Below are 22,131 nucleotides of genomic sequence, written 5' to 3' on the forward strand. Positions count from 1 at the left end.
GCTCCCGGTGCTCCGCACCGGGAGACGGGGCGAGTCGCTGCGCTCCCCGCCGGGGAGCCGCTACGCGGCTCGCAGTGGGCCTGTCCCGTTGCCGTCGATCGAGTCGCTTCGCTCCTCTGGGTTTCGCAGATTAGGCTCTCACCTGCGTTTTTCATCGTCCCGTTCGATACGGTACCCAACACCCGAACGAAGCTGGGGAAGCGGGCGGGTGCGCCGGCCCCATCGCCCGCTCGCCTTCCCGCACCGCTCATCGTCATACCCACAAGCATACCACCCACCCCAGGGCACCCCCAAACATCATAAAATCTGTAATCACCCAAATACATTGTTGAACAAACGATTACGTATACTCCAACCCGATTGAAGTGCAAAGTCAGCGAAAAAATCTCAATAACAACTGATTACCCAAATATGTTGTAAGGCAATATATTTCAAAACTCTCTCAAAACGGGCGAAACGGGCACCCCCACACCCCGGTGCCGGCACTCCCCACGGGTGTCGCCGGCCCCCACACATCACAAACCGGGGACATGCCATCACACCAGGTCACAGCCCCATCACAAGCAAGGATGCTATGCCCAAAGACGGGTCATCACGCTGATGATTGTCGCCGCGCCTTTCACATGGCGCCGATCGCAGTGGCGACGCACCGTTCCCGCCGCGATCAAGCCTGCCCATGCCGAGATCATGGCAACTTCGCAGTCATCGCCCCTCGTCCGCGCGGGGTCCACGCCGGTCGCGGACCCGACCGCGGTTCTTTCGCGCATCCCGGGACGTGTCATCTTTCCTGGTCAGCGCGCTGCCCGAGGCCTCGGTTCTTGCCGTCCATCCACGCGATCACATCGAAGACCCGCAGCGCCGAGATCCCCTCGGGCAGCCCGGCCGCGGCCCGGATCTTCAGCAGCCGCCCGTGCAACGCCGCGTCGTCGGCGCGCAACGCTTCCCGCACCGGGTTCAGGTGGGCCCGTGCGGTGCCCACAACGCCCATCACCACCGAATCCCAGATCGGATACAGCCGGGGACGTTTGCGGGCGATCAGCTTCGTAGCTTTCGTGCGGCCGATACCCGGCAGCGCCCACAGGGCCGTTTCCAGGTCCCAAGCGGGCCACCCCGGGCCGAGCGGGTCCGATTCGTCGACCAAGTCCCGATCCGGTCCCACCGCCGTCAGAAGGGCGTTCAGCGCCTCCGCGTCGGTGTCCAGGATCGCCCGCGCCGCCCGGGGCGGGACCTGCACCGACAGGAACGCCCGCCGCCACCAAATCATCCGCGGTGAACCGGTCCGCCTCCCCCGCCCGATCACCGATGCTCGACCAGGAATCGAAGTGTGCGCCGACGTAGGCGTCCCCGCCCAAGTACGGGTGACCGTAATACCGGGTCAGCGCCGCGATCGCCGCAGCATCCGAATCCGTCGCGAGAGTGGTCGGCAGCCGGAACGTCATACCCCGCACCCTCCCACCCCCAGGCGCCGACCGCCGGGAACCGGGGCCGGGGTGGGTCGCTACACGCCGGCCCGAAATCGGTGTCGGTGCCGGTGCCGGCCGCGGCGCGGCCGACTGCAGTCGCGATCGCACTCCTGCCGGTCGGGTCCAGCTCCCAGGCGGGCCACCCCGGGGCCAGCGGGGCCGGTTCGTCGACCAGGTCCCGATCCGGGCCTACCGCCGCCAGAAGGACTCAGCGCCTCCGCCTGAGTATGTAGGATCGCCCGCGCCGCCATCCGGGAGATCTGCACCGACAGGAACACCCGCCGCGACCAGATCGTCCGCGGTGAACCGATCCGCCTCCCAGTCCCCGGTACCCGGTGCTCGACCACGAACCGAACTCGCTCCTCTACTGGCAAGTGGGTCGTATCGGACGACCGATATCGTGATGCGTATGGCAATCGGAGGACCGAACGAGGCAGACACCTGCCGTGATTTCGTTGTGCCGGCGGTGCTGGCATCCGGATGGAACCCAACCCAGATCCGCGAGCAGCACGCGGTCAAAGCCGATTCACCCACAGCGCTTGGCGCAACACGGATCGGCCGACGTGCCGACTACGTTCTGGAACTCGTCCCTGACCTCCCTCTGATCGTGATCGAGGCCAAGCGCCTTTGGGCAAAGCCCGGCGACGGCATCCAGCAGGCGATGCACTACGCGAAGAAGCTCGACGTGCCGTTCGCGTTGTCGACCAACGGGACCAGTTGGGTTCTGCACAACCGTGTCACGGGTCTGCAATCCGCGGTGGACGGGATCCCAACTCCCGAGGAGACCTGGGATATGTACTGCACTTCCCGTGGTCTGACGGACGAGGCTCAAAACTATCTTCGCGGGACTTTCGACCAAACGCTCCGCAACCCTGACGGAAGCGTCAAGGCACTGCGCTACTACCAGCGGCGGGCGATTCACGAGGTGCTCGTCGCAAAAGCCGCAGGCGTCACACGAATCCTCGTGGTGATGGCGACCGGCGCCGGGAAGACGTTCACGGCCCTGCAGCTGGCCTGGAAGCTCACCAACTATAGAAGGTTGCAGCAGAAGTCCGCGCCTGGCTTGCGAAACTACCGTGTCCTCTATCTTGCCGACCGCGACATCCTGGTCAAGGACCCCATGCTGAAGCACTTTCGGCCGGTGTTCAGAGAGGCTGTCACCCGGGTCCGCACCAGAAACACCAAGTACTCTCCCGACATCTATTTCGCCACCTATCAGGTCCTGAGCACTAACGCTCCGGACAACGAACCCGACTCCGGGGAGACGAGCGCGCTCCTGGCCGCCTACCCGTCTGACTTCTTCGATCTCGTCATCATCGACGAGTGTCACCGCGGCAGCGCGCGGGAGGAATCCACTTGGCGGCGGATTCTCGATCACTTCTCGCCCGCCGTTCAGCTGGGACTGACCGCGACACCCGTCAACCGGAACGGCGCGGACACATATGCATACTTCGGCAATCCAGTCTTCACCTACTCGTTGAAAGAGGGGATCGCGGATGGGTTTCTCGCGCCATACACGATCCGACGTGTGGTATTCGATGTGGACGCAGCCGGATTGGAGGTCCTCGAAGGACAACTCGACGTGCGCGGCCAAGAGATCCCGGCTGGCACCTACGGCACCCGCGACTACGAGCGCAGACTTCGTCTTCCCGACCGGACGCGAGCTATGGCCCATCGCATCCTCGACGTTCTGGGCGACAGCCGTGACCGAGCGGTTGTGTTCTGCGTCGATTCCGCTCACGCCCTGACCATGTGTCAGGCTCTGCGGAACGGCCGTCCCGAGCGGACGCGCACCGAACCTGAGTGGGTCTCCCGCATCATGCACGACGAACGCGACAAGGACCGACTGCTTGAGGAGTTCACCGACCCTGAGCGCGACATCCCCCAGATAGCTGTAACGTCGAGCCTGCTATCGACCGGCGTCGACATCGAAGATCTGAAGTACGTCGTGATCTGTAGGCCGATCGGCTCGATCTCGGAGTTCAAGCAGATCGTCGGCCGCGGCACCCGGCTCTACCCGGACAAGGGCAAGTACGAGTTCGAGATCATCGACTTCGTCGGTGCGACCTCGCTCTTCCGGGACCCGGAGTTCGACGGTCCGCCATTGCGGCCGCCGGCAGTCGACCACGTCGACGCGGCCGGGGACCCAAAGTCCACAACAGACACCGGCTCGGACGAATACACGGCTGAGGAGGACGACAGCGGGCGCACCGCCCAGACCACGAACCACGAACCGGAACCTGAATACACCCTCGGTGGATCCTCCCAAGAGGCTTCGGATGATAATCGCAGACACGAGAAGTTTGAACTCGAGGGAGTACTTATCACCCTAAGCAGCGAGGGCTTTTACGTTCACGATGTCGATAGTGGACAGCCGCGGCTGGTCCGTTACCTCGATTGGGTACGAGGCGTAATCCTCGACAGGTTCGTTGCCCCGAACGAGTTGCTCGCCGCGTGGGCGAATCCGACGGGTCGAGAAAACGTAGTGGATCTACTGCGCAGTCGACACGTCGACTCGGCTCGGCTTACCGAGGAACTCGGAACGAGCACGGGGGCTCCCGTGGACACCGTGGACCAACTGCTTCATCTCGCCTTCGGATTGCCCACACTCACTCGTGCCGAGCGGGTCCGGAGGGCACGAAGCCAGCGGCAAAATGAACTCGCTGCGTATCCGGCACAAGCCCGCGCGATTCTCGAGACGTTGCTCGATCGCTACGCGGACCACGGGATTGACGAAGCGACCTCTGCAGCGGTGGTCCAGGTGCCGCCACTGTCCGAACTCGGATCGCCCACTGAGATCGCGATGGCGTTCGGTGGATCCGCGCAGTGGCATCAGGCCCGCGGGCAGATCCAGGATTGGCTCTACACTGCATAACCACAGGCAATCTACAGTTTTCACTGTAGACCACACTCAAAACTAAAGTTATCGATGACTTACATACTGTAGTAGCCTGCTCAGTGTGACCGATCGACTCGACCTACGCAGGCGCCTCCACCAAGTGGCGTTCACGCAGCACGGATACTTCACTGCGAGCCAGGCCAAGTCGGTGGGCTACACCTACCAGGCACAGAAGTATCACGTCGACCGCGGTAATTGGCTGCGGGTCGACCGCGCACTGTTTCGACTAGCCGAGTGGCCGACGTCCTCGGACGACGCGTTCGTCCGATGGTGGGTATGGAGCGAAGGTCGGGGCGTCCTCTCGCATCAGTCCGCAGCCGAGGCCCACGGCCTCGGCAAACTCGATCCCACCCGCGTTCACCTCACAATGCCGATCGGAGTCACAACCGGCAATTCACTTGTCTCCATACACAATTTCACCCTTACCGCTGACGACATCGAGTCCCGGTCAGGTTTCGCAGTCACGACGCCAACTCGCACCGTCCTCGACCTCGCCTCCGTTGAGATCACACAAGAGCAGTTGGTGGCGGCGATTGCCGCTAGTCTTCGCGCCGGATCATTGCGATCGAGAACATTGCGCCAACGAATGGACGCATTTGGCTCTCACGCGGCACTGCGACTTGAGCGAGCGTTGGCAACTGTGGAGGGAGACTCGTGATCTCACTGGCCCCGACTGGCATACGAGGAGCACCAAAACTAGAGGCTCAGCCGACCAGACAGGCCTCCGACCATAGCGCCGCGCAACCATGTGCCGACGCGAGGTACCAGGACGCACTAGACGACCCGTAACCCCCGCCCCGCAAGGCACCGCACCCCACCAATCCAAATCGAAGGCATTACATGTCCGCTGCACGCACCCGCCAGTCCACGCTGTCATCGATCATCAAACGAGCCCGCGACATCATGCGAAAGGACGCCGGACTCAACGGCGACACCGACCGCATCCCGCAGATCGCCTGGTTGCTGTTCCTCAAGGCATTCGACGACATGGAAGATAGTCGCACGGTCACCGACCCGTCTTACACTCCGGCACTCGCCGCTCCGTACCGATGGCGTGACTGGGCTGCCGATGCCACAACCCGACGCAGCGGCGACGCAATGCTCGACTTCGTCAACGACGACCTACTCCCGCACCTGCGAGAGCTACGCGGCAGCGGCAAGGCTGGCGATGCCAAGCAGAACCTGAGCGACATCTTCGGCGAAACACGTAACCGAATGCTCTCCGGATACCTCCTCGCCGACCTAGTCGACGAGGTGAACAAGGTCAGTTTCACATCTGCCGACGATATTCACACGATGGCGCACCTCTATGAGTCCATGCTGCGGGAAATGCGTGATGCGGCCGGCGATGCCGGCGAGTTTTACACGCCGCGGCCGGTCATTCGATTCGTTGTCGAACGCATCGATCCGAAACCAGGAGAGGCCATCATGGACCCTGCCACCGGTACCGGTGGGTTCCTTGTTGAGGCGTGGGAACATCTTGTCGCGCAGACCAAGACGGCAAAGCAGCGTGAGGCACTTCGCGGTTCCCTACGCGGCTTTGAGAAGAAGCCCATGCCGTTCTTGCTGGGCCAGATGAACATGATGCTGCACGGAGTCGACGGCGCGCAGATCGCCAGAGGCAACGCCCTGACCTTCTCCGCTGCCGAACAGCGGCGTGAAGGTGTCGACGTAATCCTCACGAACCCTCCGTTCGGCGGTGAGGAGGAGGACGACGTCAAGACCTACTTCCCAACCGGCTTGCGCACGCCGGAAACATCCTGGCTCTTCCTGCAATCGGTGATGGAGCGGATCAGCCGCAGTAAGACCGGACGTGCCGGCGTTGTTGTCCCGAACGGGGTCCTCTTTGCGGACGGCGTCGGCGGCCGTATCAAGAAGAAACTCCTCGAAAAGTTCAACCTACACACCGTCCTACGCCTACCCAATGGCATCTTCTCTCCATACACGCCTATCCCGACAAACGTGTTGTTCTTCGACAACACGGGTCCGACAAAGGATGTCTGGTTCTATGAACTACCGCTGCCTGACGGGCGCAAGAACTACACCAAGACGAAGCCCCTTAGATACGAGGAGTTCGCGGACTGCGAATCCTGGTGGGAGGAGGGCAACCTTACTAAACGCGTCGCGAACGACCAAGCGTGGAAGTTGCCAGCGGCGGACATTGCCGCGAACGGCTACAACCTTGACATGCACAACCCGAATCGCCCCGACGACCTCGCCCACCGGCCACCCCGGGAGCTACTCAGCGAGCTGATCGCAACCGAGAGGCAGATCCTTGATCTACTTGAGGGCCTCAAAGTTCAAATCGAAGGTGATGCCCGGTGAGCGTGCAATGGATGCGAGTCGGGGACATCCTCACGCTTCAGCGAAGAACCGTTCCGGTGGAAGTCGCGGAGAACTACACCGAAATCGGCCTTCGATCCTTCGGCCGGGGTGTCTTTCATAAGGAGCCTGTCTCCGGTGCCGACCTGGGTAACAAGCGAGTCTTTTTCATCGAGTCCGGAGACCTCCTTCTGAGTAATGTCTTTGCATGGGAAGGAGCGGTTGCGGTTGCCGGGTCCAATGATTCGGGCCTCATTGGCTCACACAGGTTCATGACTTGGACCCAGTTCGACAAAGAACAGGTCGACGTGTCGTACCTCTGTCACTATTTTCTATCTGATGTTGGACTTGCTCAACTAGTCGGCGCCTCACCCGGGTCTGCGGGACGCAACAAGACCCTCGGCATCAAAGCTTTCGAGAACCTTCAAGTCCCCCTACCCGACATCGAGAGCCAGCGAACCATTGCGAAAGACCTCGAGCACATCGCCGCAGTCGCGCATACGCGAAATCGCGACACGCAGACAATCTTCAGCGCATTGCGTGAACAAATTCTGGCTACCATCGCTGACTGTCCAACAAGCCCACTTCGGCAACTAGTTTCGCCAGCCACGACTGCCATATCCGTTGAGCAAGATAAGTCTTATCCGAACATTGGCCTCCTCAATCGTGGTCGTGGAGTCTTTGTCAAGCCAGAATTGAGAGGCGAGGAAACGAAGTACACACGCCTGTTCCCGGTTCAGACCGGCCAACTGATTTACAGCAAGCTATTCGGATGGGAGGGATCTGTGGCAATCGTTCCCGAACAGTTCGATGGACATTATGTGTCCTCGGAGTTTCCGCATTTCGACGTCGGGACGGAAGTCGATCTCGGCTACCTCGCTCAAGCCATCCGATCCCGGTCCTTTGCCGCGCAACTCGCGACAGCCACAACCGGAATGGGCCAGCGTCGCCAACGTGTCAACATCGAACAGTTCCTTGCGCTTTCAGTCCCCGTGCCAGGGTTTGATGACCAGCGAAAGGTTGCGAGTCAGCTCGAGCAACTTGATAGCGCAGCAATTCTGATCGAGCAGCAACGCACGGTTTGTGACGCATTGCCGAAGGCTGCACGCAACGAGATATTTGCCGAGCTCACCCGCTGATACCGCGATTCTCCGCTCCTGCAACGACCATCCGATCGAGGAATCCACCGAGGCCTGGGCGCAATCTTGGAAACGGATGGGACGCCCTGAACGCCTTCTGTAGGCGGTGGGGCCGGATCGGAACGGTGGTTCGGCGAACTGGGCTGCCCGCCCCGAGGTCTCTGCTTAGGACTTGAAGCCGTCCTGCGGACAATTCGGGCACTTGGCTCGGGGGCCGGAATTGAGGCCGAGCGCGGCCGTCGTTTGCGGATGACGGCCGCGCTCTGCTCAGCCGGGGAAAACGTGTGGGCTGGATCGGTGGAACAAAGCCGTAGCGACGGTATCCGCCACAGTTTTGTTCACCGCTGGGCACGGACAACACGCCGTACTCCGCGCGTCCGCCACCCGACAATCGTCTCGATCGCACACAATGTTCTGAGACTCTTCCTTGCTCGTTCATTCCGACGGAGGACCCCGGTGCAGATCCAGCAGCTTTCGGTTAGGAATCACTCACGTCTCCACGACTTCGAGATCTCGTTCCGCAACCACCTCGTCGTCGTTGGACCGAACGACGTCGGCAAATCGTCACTTCTACGCTGTCTCGATCTCTTGCTCGGGTGCAACACCGCACAGCTCTACCAACGCTTGTCGATCAACGACTTCCGGGATAGCAGCCAACCACTCTTCATCCAGGCGACCCTTTCCGAACTTTCGCCAGATGACAAAGCACTGTTTCCGGACGAAGCGTCTTGCGATCCCTCGTCCAAAGCAACGACGCTGACGCTGCAGTTAATTGCAAACGCCGACGGCCCCGACACCTTGACTATCCAACGAACCGCACCGACTGCGGGGACCGGACGACAGATCTCGCGCGAACAACTTGCGGGGATCAGATGGACTCTACTGAGCGCAACCGCTACGGCCCGCGATGTACGCGAGGATCGCCGCAACGCGATCGACGATCTGCTCGCCGCCATCGACCTCGGCGACGAGAAAGCACAGTTCGACGCCCTCAACACACAACTAGACGCGCTACTCGGCACATCAAAGGTGCTCCATCGCCTTCGCTCGGACCTCGCTCAACAACTCTCCAAAGCAATTCCCCACAACATCACCACCGACGACCTCGTACTGTCGCCAGGCTCACGCGTCGACAACGACGTGCTAAGCGACGTACGAGTCCAGCTACGCCGCGACGGTCAGCTTCGAAACCTCGTCGAACAATCTGACGGCACGCGCGCCCTTTACGCCATCGCCGTGTATGACCTCGTCAGCTCCGCTGCAAACGTCGTAGCCATCGACGAACCCGAAATCCATCTCCACCCAACCAGCCAACGCAGCCTCGCGAAGCTACTGCAAAACAGCACCACCCAGAAGGTGATCTCAACCCATTCAGCCGACATTGTTGGCGCATTCCCCCCGGACTCCATCGTCAGCATCCGCGCTGGCGGAACCGTCGTGCAACCCCGGGCGGGTTTTCTCAGCGACGACGAACGCATGGCCGTGCAATGGTGGGTACGCGACAAACTCGAACCGCTCACCGCGCGGTCCATCATCGCCGTCGAGGGGTCCTCCGATCGCATTATTCTCGAACGCGTATGCCAGCTAACCGGAAGAGACCTTGACCGGTTGGGAGCCTGCATCATCGAGACTGACGGCTGCGGAAACATGAGATCAGTTATCAAACTCTTCGGCAGCAACGGATTCGACATCCCAGTCGCCCTTCTTATCGACCTCGACGCCAAGGCCGACACCGCAAAAGTACTAGCTGTTCACGAGGACGATCTCGAACAGAACTCCGTGTGGGTCTCCGACCCCGACCTCGAAGCCGAGTACGTCGCCGCACTCGGCGCCGACAGTGTCTGGGCTGCACTTTCGGGATCCCACCTCTTCAACCAAAATGAACTCAAGAACTGCGCCGCAACCGGGCCTGGTGGATCCCGCACAGATGTGGACGTCGCCAACTTCTGCCGAAGGAAATCAAAAGCGACCAAGGTCAAGTCCGCCATGGTCGTCGCCACTCTGCTGGACGAGCCGGCTGCTCGACAAATGTCCAGCATCGAGAAGCTCCTCGCAGCAATCCTCGACGGAGCTTGACATGCTCGACCCGACCACAGATCAGATCAAGATCCGCGACCATGCCGGCCTCTCATTGCTGGTCATCGCACCGGCTGGCTGCGGAAAGACAGAAGCACTCGCACTGCGCATTGCCGCTTTGCTGCACTCAGGGACGGTACGACAGCCTCGTCGCGTCCTGGTGACGACTTTCACCAACAAGGCGAAGGAGAACATCACTGAGCGTCTCAACAACCACGTCGCACCTGCACTAATCCGAAAGCATGTGACGATCGCAAACTTTCACGGTCTCGCTGCACGGATCTACCGTGCACACTCCAACGTCATTGACATGGATCCGGCAGCACTCCTCCCAGAATCCGACTGGGTTACCGATCAGTGCCGCAAGCAGAACATTCCATACAAAGCTGCACAAGTCGCGAAGAAGGCGCTTCAGAGCGTCAAACTCGACGACGTCGACGACGGCGAGGTCGCTTCCCGCCTTCTCGAAGCCGGCGAGACACTTGCCCTACAGATCGAGAATCTTCGAATCAGCGAGAACGTTCTGACCTACGACGACCTACCACGGCTCGCAGCATTGATCTTGACGCATCAAGGCGTCGCGGAACTGTACAGCCAGCATTTCGGCGCGATCGTTGTCGACGAATTTCAGGACTTGACCCCTCAGCAGCTGCGGATTATCAACCATATCGGCGCTGGCAAGACCACTTTCGCCGGTGACCTGGCACAAGGAATCTATGGATTTGCCGGCGCCGACCCTGCCTTCGTCTACGCAGCGATCTCTAACGAATGCACCGACCGCCTTGAGTTTTCGACCTCACACCGCTCCTCACCAGCTGTCTTGACCGCTGTGAACGCACTCGCGGCCATCACTGGCAGTGTCGAGCTCACTGCCGCCACACCCGAATCTTGGCCGGGCGGAGGACTGGTAACGCGACTCGACTATGACAGCGCCGACGGGGAAGCCCAATCGATTGTCAAACTGTGTCGATACATCCTCGACAGAGGACAGCACCAACGAATCGGAATAGTCACACGCATCACCAGCCGCCGCCGTTTTGTCGACAGTGCTCTAGTCGGCAGCGGGGTTCCCTTCCACCGCTGGGACGACGGAGTTCTCGATTCCACGGCGGCCAGCCACATGAAATCGATGCTTTCAACACTCAATCCCACCGTAATAGCGGCAAGCGAGGACCCCTTGGGCGATCTCCGCGAGCACGCTGGAATCGACACTATTGCTGATCCGGACACCCGAAAAGCGGTGCTGGATGCCGTCGACTGGGTTTACGACCTGCTTCAGAGCGGCGAACGCCCGGACGACATCCGAGCACGCATACGCGTCGGTGGGACCTCAACGTTGCTCGATAGCCCGGGCGTACACCTTCTGACCGCACATGCCGGGAAAGGCCAACAATTCGACTGGGTCGTCGCTCTCGGCCTTGAGGACGGCCACATACCCTACTTCGAAGCGAAGGCTCCCGAACACATCGTCGAGGAAGCCCGCATCCTGTCCGTCATCCTCTCGCGCGCCCGCCACGGAATTTTCCTAACAGTTTCGTGCGATGTACCCAATTCCTCGGGCAACTCCTGGCACAGGAATCCCTCCCGCTTCTGGCAACATCTCCACGGCACCTACCTTGATCGCGTCGAATCCGCCCGCTGGCTCGGCGACGCAGACTGGAGTCAGATTCAAGCGAAATAGCGTATCCGCCAACCATGTGAGAACACTTAGCCAGTGGATCTCGGCGAGACAACAAACGCTGCAGCGTCTGCGGATCGGGGATGACGACGAGCGCGCCTGTACACAGTGACCTGTGCCGAAAGCAGAAGTCACGGCCGGCCTGGTTCGTCACCCACGATTCGAACCGGGTCCCGGAGGCGAGGGTTTCGATGTCGTACGGCATCATCAGCGAACCCGACCCACCCGCCGCGGCTGCGGGGTCGACGGCGGTGCCGGCGTGGCCGGTGGTGACGTCGTCGAGGTGTGCGTAGGACTCGCGGGCTTCGATGCCGAACCTCGACGGCAAGGGGCCCGGATACTCCTGGCGCACGATCGGGGCGGCTTCAGTGACGATCGGCACCACATGCCCGACGCGCAGGCAGCCGTCGATCGGGGCCGCTCCGACAGCGCCGCCGAACACCCTCAGCTGCGGGATCAGCTCACGCAGTTGATGGAGGCGACGTCCAGTCACCGGCTCGGCCTGCGTTTTCACGATCTCGCCACCGTTGCGCAGGGTGTGCGCAACCCCCAGCGGAAGCTGGCCCTCGTAGCCAAGGACCTCGGGCAGCAGATCCTCGCCGATCCGGCGCAGCACGCCGCGGAAAGAACCGAAACCAGCTCCACCGACCCGCCCGGCTGCAGGATCTTCATCCGCCGACCGGTCGCGGTCGTCCGATCAGCTCCCGGTGCGAGATCGGCGACCGGGCGGTCATCTCTATGTCCCACACCGCGACACCGTCACGACGCCAACCGATGCTCGGTGCGGGCAGCGCAAACCGCGTCCACAACGTCAGCGCCGTCGTCTGCTCCCGCATCATCTGTAGCACCGGCCGCGGCTCGCTTGTGAGCAGGGTGGCCAGCTCGGCCCGTTGCTGTCGCTGCGCAGATGTGACCCCAACCGGGCGGCCGACGCGGACCACCGCTGGTGCGGGTCGATGCTGTTCTAGGGCGTGTTTCAGAAGTGGTTCGGCTGTGGGTTTTCGATCGAGTGGGTGTGTCGTTGCCGTTGAATGAGCGAGGTCTCCGGTATCTGGGTTTAGCGACCAAGCAAAACCCGCACTGACCGCACGGTCGCGTACGGGCCGATCTGGGACTGGACCACCGACGACGTCTGGTCACACATCGCCCGACATCAGCTGCCCGCCAACCCCGTCTACGCCACACTCCGCGGGGTGGGAGTGCCCGCGCCGCAACACCGCATCACCCACCTCGTCGACGGCAACCACCTCGACCGCGGGCGCCTGAGTGGCTGCGGCGTGGGTGGCCGGCGCTCTACGAGGAGCTCGCCGATACCTTGCCCGGGTCCGCCAGCTGACGTGACAATGCACGTTCCGAACAGCACAGACAGTCAGGGGATTTGACTCTCATATGCCGGCGAAGTCTTCCCACCGTCCGCCCGATTGACGTTCACACTTGGTTGGACAGAAGCCGTATCCCGTCCATCGACTCGACGCCTGGCAGCTGGCTGTCGACCAGGTCAACGAAATAGAGGTAGGCAGCCCTGCACACCCACAGCGACTCGACGGAGGCTTCGATGAGTTCGTCGAGGTCGACCGTGCTGAAGGTCTCCTTCGTCGGGCCTGTGGGATAGCCGTGGGTTCCATGCACGATCCGGTGTGTCCCGGCGTTCCGGAGCAGTCGCGCATTGGGGTACATGCCGTCGTCGGTCAGATCCGCCGCCAGTTCCGACAGCGCCAGCAGGTGCACATTCCCGCGACCTTCTGCGGGCAGCTTCGGGCATGGCTCGTTGGTCTTCTTGTCCTTCCAGAATCCGGCGAAGTCGACCTTGGACGGGCTCAGCCCCACCTGGAAGTGCTCGTTCGCCGTGACCGCGATCTTGTCCAACACGTCCAGGGCGGCGCGCTGGGCAAGGAGCAGCAGTGCCGGACCTTCCCCGTAGAACGCACCGTCGAGGGTGTCGGTGTACAGTCCCGAGTCGTCCGGATGTTGGGTATCAGTGGCCTCTCGCACCATTTGCTGTCCGCGGTAGGCCAGCCGGCGTGCAACGAGATATTCCGCCTTCAGCACGTTCATGGCTGCGAAGATCGGTGGGACGGGTTCGTCGGACGACGCTGGGACGACGCCCACGATGCCGGCGCTGTCCCAGCGCTCGTCATGTCCTCCGAGGCCCTCGACGGTCGCGGCCAGCGCAAGACGGTGCTCGACGATCCACCGGTGATAGGGATCCAGTTCATCGCCGACGTGGCTGAAGTGGCCTTGCCCGCCGATGGTCTCGAGCGAGTCCCAGCGGTCGGCCACTGTCGCTCCGGCGACCTCGATGGTGCGTTCTCTCAGAGACTTTGCGAGCAGTAGGTACTTGTCGTACACCGCCGCGATGTGTCCTAGTTGGTCGGTTCCGTGCTCGAGCCTGCGGCGCAGGAGTTCGGTGACGTTGCCGGCGGCGTTGCCATTGGTGCTGTCTTCCCGCAGGGAGTCTGTGTAGGCGGTGTACGCCTCGACCCATCTCCCGGAATCGTCGAGGGTGTTGGCGAGGTTGCACAGTGCTCGGCTGCGCTGCGGCGCGGGTGAATATTCATTGTGGCCGGCAGATCGTAGGACCCGACGCACCGCCCGAAGGTCTTCGGCGTTCTCGATCCGGTAGAGCGGATTGAGCTGCTCGGCGTCGTCATCGAGGTCCCGCAGTTCACGGATCTGGTAGATCGAAGCCAGTCCGGTGCCGACGTTGTACAGCGCCTGGGCAGCGATCGTCTCGGGGGTCTTGTCGGAGTTGATCAGTCCTCGTGCCCATTCAACACCCAGTTCGAGGCCCTCGATGCTCTGTGCGTCCGTGGCGAGATCGTTCATCACTGACGAGAGGGTGAACAGCAGCCAGCTGCGCTCCCCGTCCGGAAATCCGGAGGACAGCACTTCCTGTTCGAGTTCTTTGAGCTCACTCATCGCCTCGGAGAAGTCCGACGGACCTACGGTGTTGCCAATATCGATCGCGGAACGCTGCAATTCCTCGAATATGCCGTCACTCATTCGGGCCCAATCTCTTACGGTCCAACGGGGTAGCGGTCTGCACCCAGTGGGTTCACACCTTATGTCCGTGCTCCGACAATGCCGCCGCACATCAGACACCCGGTCACCACCGACGAAGCCTCGAACCGCCGAGGACAAGAACCGACGGCTCGCTGGCAATCATCGGTGGGAAGTGCCATCACCACACTCCCGCCGAGTGTTGCTTCACGTCTCGACCACAGGTTCGCCACGAACTGCTCCTCGGCGGGCGATGCCCCCTGCGGTAGGTATCCCGTGCCACGATAATTGGCCGCAAACCCTACTAATCGGCCCGAAGTAGAAGATCCCGAAACTTTTTCACAGCCCCATCCTCTGCACATCGCATCCTTTCCAAAATGCGAATAGGACCCTACTAATGACGAGGAAGTATTTGCTCTCCCGGAGAAGTCTTTCTAATTGCATTTGATCTCCACCCCTACGCAAGCCGACTCGGCGGTAGACCTTGACCTGGGACGACGGTTGGCTCTACCCTGAAGACCCACCCGCGGACGCGGGCAGCTCGGCCGCACACCCAATTTATCGCCTGGCTTGAGGTCTGCCCAAAATCGCGGACGAAAAGAAGATAGTAATAATGTGTTTAATCAATCAAGGAGAACAATAATGAAAGATACTTCTGATAGTAATGTTATTTCAAGAACTGATAGGTATGGACGTTGGGTCAGTCAGCTCAGAAACCTCGCTTGGCGTTTCCTACGAGTGCTCTGGCTTCTGCTGCAGATCCTTCGAGTCATCGACACGATGCGCTGGCTGGTCAGCAAGACGCAGGGCTGCATCGAGGAACTCCGCAACGGTAGCTGGGGGGATGGAATCAGCTTCGGCGACCTGGTGGAGACGATCTAACCCCCGCCTGGGCTCCCGCCGGAGTGAACGCAACCACATTCACTCCGGCGGCGCCCGCCCGGCCGTGTTGCGAGAATCAGGCAGTTCGACCTTCGCCTTCCACCATGCGCGGTGCCGCCTCGATTCTGTCGATGTGTTCGCGTGCCCGCCCAGCAGTCCCGGACAGGTTGACCGCCTGCTGCGGCACAGTGTGCGGGAGGGTGACCGCGCAGTACACGATGTGGCCGCGGTCATTGAACCGTTCCGCGGACTGAATGGCCCGGTCCACCCGCCGCACCTGCAAGCGCAGCTTCTCCTCCAGTTGCTACGCGTCACCGCGCGCCGCCGACAACGCCTCCCCCACGGTGTTCCAGTGATCCGGATCGTCGATCAGGGCCCGCACCGCGATGTAGCCGACCTTCGGCAACGACGACTGCACCCGACGCTTATTGACCGACCGCACCTTCCGCTGACGGGAACTCAGGGGCAGGCGAATCGAATCCGGAATCGGCAACGCCCGCCGCTCACGCACGGACACCTCCGGCACCATGGTCCGGGGAAAGGCCCGCTCGAGATCCTTCCGGGCGCGAGTGAACTCGGCGTCCTCGACCATCCGATCCAGCTCCCGCGCCGAACCACGCTCCACAGCCCGGTCAGCATACGTGGCGGCCGGGCGGTAGCCGGCCGCCTTCGACACCGGTGTGGCGCCAGTACCGGCCTCCGGATCCAACCGGGACGGCGGCGCATCCGGGCTCACGCTGTACGCCACAAACGTTCCCTCCCCTTGTCGATCACACCCCCGATGTGACGAAGCGTGGCAGGCATGATGTCCCAATTGACGGCCTGCCACGCTCGGACCCACCCCAAGGGGTGGGTCTGCCGTGGGAGCAGCAATCCGGTGACCAAACCAGCAAGTCGCTCCCACGCGCACCGTCAGCGTCGCCGCCGACGACAACGAGCATACCGAAACACGCAGAGGTGGAACCGATCCGCGAGCCCGCCGCAAGACTTCGTAGTTCGGGCGGTTGACCTGCGGTGACGGCATGTCCCCTGACGAGAAGTGTTGAGTGGAGCTGCCGCCCTCTGCCCTCTGCCACCGTGGGCGCAATTCTGATCACCCGCCCGCTCAGGGGAGGATTGGCTCGTGAGCGACCGAACCGCAGCAGACCTCGAACGTGAACTCGCCATGCTCGCCTACGTGCGCGACCGCCTCCGGGCCTCGGAGGGCGAAGACTTCCGGCCTCCGACCACGAGTGTCGACCAGGTTCTCGATGAGCTCAACAGCCTCGAACACTCGCCATGGGATCCGACGTGATCTCACCTGGCATCACCCGGGTGCTTTGGAATCGGCTGGGCAGGGACGATCGGTGAGATCGTGGTCGGGCGGGCGCGCCGCCCACCTGACCCGGCCTCGTCCGGGAGGGTTGATTCTTCCGCTGCCGATCAACCGGCTCGCCGGGGTGCAGGGTCTGCTGAAGGTGACGGATCGCCTCGTCGTCGAGGTCGAGGTCGATGGCGACGTGCATCCCAGCACCGCCGACGGTAAGGCGCCGGTCGCGGTGGCGGTCGGCGACGAGCACGGCCGATGCCGGCACGCCTTCAGAGCAGCTTGCCCGGGGCGCGTAGCGGGCTTCTGCGGGTCCTGAAGGTCGGGGGATGGAACACCGAATCGGCGCGCGTAGGGCGCTCAGCGCTCCGGTTCAGAGATCGCGGCGCTCAGCACGGGGCACGGATCCTCCCGCTCCCCCGACGCAGCTTGTAAAGGACACCTTGACAACGACTCGCGTAAAGGTAACCTTTACAAGTGTGGATCACCAACTCAGCGCGTAGACACAACATCAGCGACACCGACATCACCCACGCGTTCGAGAATGCGATCCGCTACGTCGAGTACGAGTACGACGGCGAGGAACGGCTCCTCATCATCGGCACCGACACGGCAGGGCGACTCCTCGAACTGGTCGCCGTGCCCGCCGGCAAACCGAACCGGATCATCCACGCAGACCGCCTCCGTGCGAAGTTCTACGACTACCTGAAGTGAGACACATGAAGACCATCAAACACACCGACACCGACCCCACCGGCCTCGATCAACTCGACCCGAACACCACCGAGGCCCGAGACGCCAAGAACCTGCGGCGGATCATCACCGCCCGCAAACACCTCGCCGACGCCGAAGCCGAACTCCGCGCCGCCGTCACCGCCGCCCGCGAAGACGGCGACTCATGGGCCGCCATCGGCCTCGCCCTCGACACCACCAGACAGGCCGCCTACCAACGATTCGGCACCACCAAGTAGAGCCTCCAACACACCAGATCCCGACGCCCCAACCGCCCCGACTCGGACCAGCGGACTGCCCCGACCGGACACTTCCCGAGGTTGCTGTGTAATGCACCCGACTAAGCTGAGATCGTGAGGTCCTGAGGTGATGGCATGAGTGCACGGGTGCGGACACCTAGCTGCGGGGTCGATGGGTGATGGCCGAATTCGACCCGCTGGCAACGCAACGTGATTCGACTCCCAGCATCGCGGCAGAGCTGTCCGATGCAGGCGCATCACTTTCTCCAATACTGCACTCGTCCTCGCACACACGACATGGCGGCCTGGCGCAACCGTAAGGCCACCGGGACCACGACAAACCGTCGGTGAGCTGCTGGAAGACCTCCTCGTAGGAGCCTTGCGAATTCAATGCCATGCCGATCGAGAAGTACGCCGTCACGCGAGCGGTCAACGACCTACCGCGCTGCTCGGTCCGCCCGCATTCCGCGATCACCTCATCGACCAGGGGCGCGGGAAACACCCTGGTCAACAACCTCACCGACACCACATGCGACAACCGCCGATCCGAGACCGGCTTCACCCATCCACTCCGAGGCACACCTCATCGCAACCTAACCAAGGAACAGCTGACGCCATCCTGATCACTTCGGCCCAGGGTCAATACAGCGGCCCCGCCGATGTCTGGTCATAGGAAACGCACCGATCCGTCCGGCAGGTTTCCTCCCTCGTCCCGAGCTGTCTCGTGAGGGAGAGAAACCACCGGGCACAGAACCTCGGCGCAGATTGGCGTGCGCCTCCGGCGAACCCGGCCACTGCCTCCGATGATCACCATCGAGGGAAACAACGAGTCACCGACGCACAACGCAGGCATCAGAGCGGCGGAAACTACCCCGCCGAACCGAGCGCCACGGCAGATCCCGCCCACACACGGCTACTCGCCCCAACCACCACCGAACAATTCGCGAAAGGGCCGCGACGGCTCCACGCCCGCCGCCCGCGCTGCCTGACGCTTCGCGGCCTGCTCCCGCGCGACACCATTGAGGATCAGACCAGCCACCATCCACCCGGCCTACCAGGACCCGGCCAGGACATCCATTACCGCGGCGATCAACGCCGCCACCGCCAGCGTTCGCACACGAGATTCGTAGCAGCAAATCTCAGCAAACACCCACGTCACCGACCTGCGCCCGGCCTGCGATCTGGCATAATGGTCCCAATAGTGGTACGCGTCTGGCGAAACGGGAACGATGAAGCGACTGATCACACCGGCCACGGTGCTCGTCACGGCGACCGGCATGTACGGCCTCTACCTGACAGCAACCACCTGGTCACCCATCAAGTCCGCCGTTGGTCTCGGGGCGTGGGCGGTCAGTGCCATCGTCATCTTCCGCCACGAGTACCGGAAGAACACGCCGAACGCCCCTCGTGCGACGTAGCCCCACAGGGTGCGATCGATGGCACGGATTGCCGAGAGCCCAAGAATTGGCTTCCGCGCTCCGTATGAGCCCGTAGGAAACCCGGCCGCCCACCCGAACCGTCGTGCACCTCAGCACAGCGAACGGTGCCACCATCAAGCCTACTTCATGTGCGCAAACCTGACGCAGCCTCGCACATGACCTGAAAACGACGTCTACGCGTCGCCGTGCCGCGAATGCCCCCACAGCCTGACCGCCCGAGGCGCACCGCCGCCGTTCCCGTACACGAGGGGCAAGCCCGCGATCGACGCGCCGCCGATCACGATCCGGTCTACGGATCCATCCGTCATGACTGCAGCCTCCCATCAATACCTGGGTAGAACCTCGAGCGTGCACGTCACAGCGCGAACTCGGTGTAGGTGCCGACGGAGGTGAACCCGATCCTTTCATAGACCGGTGCGCCATCGGTGGAAGCTTGCAGCACCGCATGGGTCACGCCCTCCGCGCGGACGAGTTCGAGTGCCGCCAAGGTAACCGCGGTGGCAAGTCCCTGCCGGCGATGCTCCTCGAGCGTCACGATTCCATAGAGTCCGGCGACCCCGGCATGGACATGGATCTCCGCTCCCGCGACCGGTTCGCCGGAGCGGTAACCAACAACGAAGCGGCTCGCACACGTCGGGGCGAGAATGGCCGGGGCGGTGTGGGCGAAGAAGTCCACCACCGCCGCCGAAGGCGGATCCCAGTTCCGCGCCACCAGGGACGCGTAATCACGCAACTGCTCAGCAGATTCGACGGCGACCACGACCAAGTCGCCTCGGTGCGGCGCGGGCGGCACCTCGGTGAGCGTGGCAACCATCGCTTCTTCGGTCTCCGCTTCGACGAGACCATGCGCCCGCAAGACTATTGGCAGATCATCTGGGGCGGAGGTCGGAGCCACCCACCAGGAAAACGGGCGCTGCAGCGCTCTCACCTCCCCGACGACCGCGGCCACACGTGCATCGACGTCACGGTCGGAAAATCGGGCTCGGCAGATGATGTTGAATGTGTCATCGTGTAATCCGCTATCTGCCAGATACACGTCCGCACCATCGAGCACCCGCGCATTCGGAACCTGAAAGTGGAGATGCCCAGCATGCGAGGCCAGGTTCGCCTCCATAGACTCGAGAATATGTTCTAACATGCTGACAACACTACGGGCTTGTCGGCACAGAACGCCGCGTGGCCGCACCACAACACACAACCGAACCCGCCTCCCTGTGGGTATCTTCGATGCGGCGCCCCTCCGCTGACGTGCCACCCTCTCGGAGCGAATCGCCCTCGCTCATCTCGTTCGTCAACTTCCATGCGCGCATCTTCTGCACTGCCTATCCGAAGCCGAGCAGACGTCCACTGACTCGCGCACGAACACCATTGCCCACCAGCCATAGTCGACCGCCGGAGGTCGTCACGGCACAGAGCCCACACCGGCAAACGGACCTCACAACTGACATCTCCACACGATTCCGCAGCGTGTGCGCAGTCCCTCGGAGACAGGCGAGGAACGTGCACGCATACCGCTGCCATAGTGTCTTCCCCGCGGGAATCGAACGAATGTCGCTGGAGTTACCAGCCGGCACGGGCCGTAACGACTCGGAGAAAAAGGCGGGCGCGCACAATTGCGGTGCAAGACGTGCACACCTGGTCCGATCTGCCCCTGCCGACAATCCTAACCACCGATTCGCCCAGGATCAGCCGATACACCTTCACCTACTGGGTCGACCACGACAACCGCCGCCCAACTCCGCTAACTGGTGACGGTACGGTCTCTATCGGTCCCCGAGCGCCGCGCATTGCCGCAGCGACGTCGACAGGGGCGAGTCAGATCGCCCGCACGGGTACGCCGCGACGCCCGAACAGCCCGGATGGCAGGGTCGCCGCACGGCTGGAGAGGCGACCGATGGAGAGCTCCCCGACAATTCGCCAGTGCGGTGGCATGCACGATCGGGTACGACTCGTGCAGCACCCGCGGCCGCTGGGACACCGGGAGGACCTGTGATTCGGGTGCGATGCCACCGACCACTGCAAGGGGTTTGCGCTACCGAAAGATCAACCCATCAGCGTTGATTGGGTACGAGTTCACATCGAAGTCATAGTCGCCGTGCACACCACGAAGGTATCCACCCCAACTGGCGCGACTGTTGCAGATGTGGTCACCGCCGCCAAGCCACCCGTTGCATACCTGGAGTGCGGGCAACACACCATAGTCGTCATTCGCACCACCGAGCGCCGGAACCCATCTCAGATCGGTCGCCGCGAATCCGAGACCGCCACCCAGGCCGTCCGGCAGCTTGGGATCACCGATCAGGACGATGCTGGCTCTGCCCCGGAACTCTCTGCCGTTCTCAGTCGCCCAGAGGTGCACTACTGCTGCACCCCCCGAGAAACCCACGGGATGGATGAAGTCGTCAGGACATGCCCGGGCATGAGCCCGTACAAGCCGATCGAGTTCCCTCACGCCGGACCGCGTATCAAACGAGTTGTACTTAACGCGCTGGTCCTCGTTGAGGAATCCCACAGAGTCGTCATTGGTCAAGCCACCCACGACGACGTCCCATGTGCCACGACACGGAGCCGCGGCCGAGGCCACCGTGGGGGTGGCGACAGCAACACCTGCAGCGACACCCAGACCCAGAAGTGCTGCACCCACTGCCCTTGCGGACTTACGAATCATCGACTGCCTTACTGCTGAGCAACAGGTGTCTGGGCGTGATCATTGGGATGAATACGAGGTCGGGAACGGACACGGCCGTCCACCGATACCCGCCCACCCTCACGTAGTAGGCGCAAGCCTGGGGCCGACCGCGGAGACGCGCCTGACCGCCAACCAGAGTTCTCGGACTGCCCTCCGGACCCCTTCGTGTGGGCACATTCTGGCCATGCCCGGGCATTGCGCATCACGCTGCGCATTCCTCAGTCCTGCAGAGACTTTCGGTGCCGTCTCGACACCAGGCTCGGCAAA

At 62.3% G+C, this 22,131-nt stretch carries 20 protein-coding genes and 2 pseudogenes; 13 read left to right on the plus strand and 9 right to left on the minus strand.

Annotated elements, in window-relative coordinates:
• Positions 1 to 778 precede the first annotated feature (778 nt).
• Together ACFU5V_RS28030 and ACFU5V_RS28035 are read right to left on the minus strand one after the other, a co-directional pair.
• Positions 779 to 1,264, minus strand: a complete 486-nt coding sequence (locus ACFU5V_RS28030; protein WP_378703161.1) for a DUF6308 family protein — start codon at positions 1,262 to 1,264, stop codon at positions 779 to 781.
• A gap of 43 nt (positions 1,265 to 1,307) precedes the next feature.
• A pseudogene (locus ACFU5V_RS28035) lies at positions 1,308 to 1,439 on the minus strand (hypothetical protein); the annotation flags it as partial.
• A gap of 433 nt (positions 1,440 to 1,872) precedes the next feature.
• On the opposite strand from ACFU5V_RS28035, the gene hsdR reads away from it, so the two are divergent.
• From hsdR to ACFU5V_RS28065, 6 genes are all read left to right on the plus strand, one after another.
• Positions 1,873 to 4,338, plus strand: coding sequence for an EcoAI/FtnUII family type I restriction enzme subunit R (hsdR, locus tag ACFU5V_RS28040; protein WP_378703162.1), 2,466 nt, complete (start codon positions 1,873 to 1,875; stop codon positions 4,336 to 4,338).
• 85 nt (positions 4,339 to 4,423) lie between these two features.
• Positions 4,424 to 5,020 carry a hypothetical protein gene (locus ACFU5V_RS28045; RefSeq protein WP_378703163.1) on the plus strand — a complete coding sequence of 199 codons (597 nt, stop codon included), beginning with the start codon at positions 4,424 to 4,426 and terminating at the stop codon, positions 5,018 to 5,020.
• Positions 5,021 to 5,202: 182 nt separating this feature from the next.
• Positions 5,203 to 6,687, plus strand: a complete 1,485-nt coding sequence (locus ACFU5V_RS28050; protein ID WP_378703164.1) for an N-6 DNA methylase — start codon at positions 5,203 to 5,205, stop codon at positions 6,685 to 6,687.
• Positions 6,684 to 7,823, plus strand: coding sequence for a hypothetical protein (locus ACFU5V_RS28055; RefSeq protein WP_378703165.1), 1,140 nt, complete (start codon positions 6,684 to 6,686; stop codon positions 7,821 to 7,823). Before ACFU5V_RS28050 ends, ACFU5V_RS28055 begins: the two co-directional genes overlap by 4 nt.
• Before the next feature lie 456 nt (positions 7,824 to 8,279).
• Positions 8,280 to 9,899: an ATP-dependent endonuclease gene (locus tag ACFU5V_RS28060; RefSeq protein ID WP_378703166.1), complete on the plus strand. Its 1,620-nt coding sequence runs from the start codon at positions 8,280 to 8,282 to the stop codon at positions 9,897 to 9,899.
• 1 nt (position 9,900) lies between these two features.
• On the plus strand, positions 9,901 to 11,580 hold the full coding sequence (locus tag ACFU5V_RS28065; RefSeq protein ID WP_378703167.1) for a UvrD-helicase domain-containing protein: 1,680 nt from the start codon (positions 9,901 to 9,903) through the stop codon (positions 11,578 to 11,580).
• Positions 11,581 to 12,245: 665 nt separating this feature from the next.
• On the opposite strand, the gene ACFU5V_RS28070 is transcribed toward ACFU5V_RS28065, so the two are convergent.
• The gene (locus tag ACFU5V_RS28070; protein ID WP_378703168.1) at positions 12,246 to 12,416 is read right to left on the minus strand and encodes a hypothetical protein; all 171 of its coding nucleotides are present in this window, start codon (positions 12,414 to 12,416) and stop codon (positions 12,246 to 12,248) included.
• A gap of 267 nt (positions 12,417 to 12,683) precedes the next feature.
• Between ACFU5V_RS28070 and ACFU5V_RS28075 the strand changes: the two genes are divergently transcribed.
• On the plus strand, positions 12,684 to 12,959 hold the full coding sequence (locus ACFU5V_RS28075; protein ID WP_378703328.1) for a hypothetical protein: 276 nt from the start codon (positions 12,684 to 12,686) through the stop codon (positions 12,957 to 12,959).
• 46 nt (positions 12,960 to 13,005) lie between these two features.
• Here the strand turns inward: ACFU5V_RS28075 and ACFU5V_RS28080 are convergent, their stop codons facing one another.
• Positions 13,006 to 14,718 (minus strand): LA2681 family HEPN domain-containing protein, encoded by a 1,713-nt coding sequence (locus ACFU5V_RS28080; protein WP_378703169.1) that lies wholly within the window; start codon positions 14,716 to 14,718, stop codon positions 13,006 to 13,008.
• Positions 14,719 to 15,315: 597 nt separating this feature from the next.
• On the opposite strand from ACFU5V_RS28080, the gene ACFU5V_RS28085 reads away from it, so the two are divergent.
• Positions 15,316 to 15,459: a hypothetical protein gene (locus ACFU5V_RS28085; protein ID WP_378703170.1), complete on the plus strand. Its 144-nt coding sequence runs from the start codon at positions 15,316 to 15,318 to the stop codon at positions 15,457 to 15,459.
• A gap of 304 nt (positions 15,460 to 15,763) precedes the next feature.
• Here ACFU5V_RS28085 and ACFU5V_RS28090 read toward each other — a convergent pair whose 3' ends face one another.
• On the minus strand, positions 15,764 to 16,207 hold the full coding sequence (locus ACFU5V_RS28090; RefSeq protein ID WP_378703171.1) for a hypothetical protein: 444 nt from the start codon (positions 16,205 to 16,207) through the stop codon (positions 15,764 to 15,766).
• Between the two features lie 375 nt (positions 16,208 to 16,582).
• On the opposite strand from ACFU5V_RS28090, the gene ACFU5V_RS28095 reads away from it, so the two are divergent.
• The 4 genes from ACFU5V_RS28095 to ACFU5V_RS28110 all read left to right on the plus strand — a co-directional run bounded on the left by ACFU5V_RS28095 (position 16,583) and on the right by ACFU5V_RS28110 (position 17,736).
• Positions 16,583 to 16,753 (plus strand): hypothetical protein, encoded by a 171-nt coding sequence (locus tag ACFU5V_RS28095; RefSeq protein ID WP_378703172.1) that lies wholly within the window; start codon positions 16,583 to 16,585, stop codon positions 16,751 to 16,753.
• Positions 16,754 to 16,805: 52 nt separating this feature from the next.
• Complete coding sequence (locus ACFU5V_RS28100; RefSeq protein WP_378703173.1) at positions 16,806 to 17,084, plus strand: hypothetical protein; 279 nt, start codon at positions 16,806 to 16,808, stop codon at positions 17,082 to 17,084.
• Positions 17,085 to 17,242: 158 nt separating this feature from the next.
• A complete protein-coding gene (locus tag ACFU5V_RS28105) occupies positions 17,243 to 17,479 on the plus strand; it encodes a hypothetical protein (protein WP_378703174.1) in 237 nt (78 codons plus the stop codon).
• A gap of 5 nt (positions 17,480 to 17,484) precedes the next feature.
• Positions 17,485 to 17,736 (plus strand): hypothetical protein, encoded by a 252-nt coding sequence (locus ACFU5V_RS28110; protein WP_378703175.1) that lies wholly within the window; start codon positions 17,485 to 17,487, stop codon positions 17,734 to 17,736.
• Between the two features lie 328 nt (positions 17,737 to 18,064).
• Here ACFU5V_RS28110 and ACFU5V_RS28115 read toward each other — a convergent pair.
• Positions 18,065 to 18,316, minus strand: a pseudogene (locus ACFU5V_RS28115) (transposase domain-containing protein); the annotation flags it as partial.
• Between the two features lie 649 nt (positions 18,317 to 18,965).
• On the opposite strand from ACFU5V_RS28115, the gene ACFU5V_RS28120 reads away from it, so the two are divergent.
• On the plus strand, positions 18,966 to 19,154 hold the full coding sequence (locus ACFU5V_RS28120; RefSeq protein WP_378703176.1) for a hypothetical protein: 189 nt from the start codon (positions 18,966 to 18,968) through the stop codon (positions 19,152 to 19,154).
• 194 nt (positions 19,155 to 19,348) lie between these two features.
• On the opposite strand, the gene ACFU5V_RS28125 is transcribed toward ACFU5V_RS28120, so the two are convergent.
• The 3 genes from ACFU5V_RS28125 to ACFU5V_RS28135 all read right to left on the minus strand — a co-directional run bounded on the left by ACFU5V_RS28125 (position 19,349) and on the right by ACFU5V_RS28135 (position 21,714).
• Positions 19,349 to 19,483 (minus strand): hypothetical protein, encoded by a 135-nt coding sequence (locus tag ACFU5V_RS28125; RefSeq protein WP_378703177.1) that lies wholly within the window; start codon positions 19,481 to 19,483, stop codon positions 19,349 to 19,351.
• 47 nt (positions 19,484 to 19,530) lie between these two features.
• Positions 19,531 to 20,289 (minus strand): GNAT family N-acetyltransferase, encoded by a 759-nt coding sequence (locus tag ACFU5V_RS28130; protein WP_378703178.1) that lies wholly within the window; start codon positions 20,287 to 20,289, stop codon positions 19,531 to 19,533.
• A gap of 918 nt (positions 20,290 to 21,207) precedes the next feature.
• A complete protein-coding gene (locus ACFU5V_RS28135; RefSeq protein ID WP_378703179.1) occupies positions 21,208 to 21,714 on the minus strand; it encodes a hypothetical protein in 507 nt (168 codons plus the stop codon).
• Positions 21,715 to 22,131: the final 417 nt, after the last annotated feature.

Source organism: Rhodococcus sp. NPDC057529, from assembly GCF_042802055.1.
GTDB lineage: Bacteria > Actinomycetota > Actinomycetes > Mycobacteriales > Mycobacteriaceae > Rhodococcus_F.

Excerpts from the sequence above, each read along its gene's own strand:
- ACFU5V_RS28120 (WP_378703176.1), top strand. The coding sequence starts at position 18,966 with ATGAAGCGACTGATCACACCGGCCACGGTGCTCGTCACGGCGACCGGC.
- hsdR (WP_378703162.1), top strand. The coding sequence starts at position 1,873 with ATGGCAATCGGAGGACCGAACGAGGCAGACACCTGCCGTGATTTCGTT.
- ACFU5V_RS28065 (WP_378703167.1), top strand. The coding sequence starts at position 9,901 with ATGCTCGACCCGACCACAGATCAGATCAAGATCCGCGACCATGCCGGC.
- ACFU5V_RS28125 (WP_378703177.1), bottom strand. The coding sequence starts at position 19,483 with ATGACGGATGGATCCGTAGACCGGATCGTGATCGGCGGCGCGTCGATC.
- ACFU5V_RS28050 (WP_378703164.1), top strand. The coding sequence starts at position 5,203 with ATGTCCGCTGCACGCACCCGCCAGTCCACGCTGTCATCGATCATCAAA.
- ACFU5V_RS28070 (WP_378703168.1), bottom strand. The coding sequence starts at position 12,416 with ATGATGCGGGAGCAGACGACGGCGCTGACGTTGTGGACGCGGTTTGCG.
- ACFU5V_RS28110 (WP_378703175.1), top strand. The coding sequence starts at position 17,485 with ATGAAGACCATCAAACACACCGACACCGACCCCACCGGCCTCGATCAA.
- ACFU5V_RS28130 (WP_378703178.1), bottom strand. The coding sequence starts at position 20,289 with ATGGAGGCGAACCTGGCCTCGCATGCTGGGCATCTCCACTTTCAGGTT.
- ACFU5V_RS28030 (WP_378703161.1), bottom strand. The coding sequence starts at position 1,264 with ATGATTTGGTGGCGGCGGGCGTTCCTGTCGGTGCAGGTCCCGCCCCGG.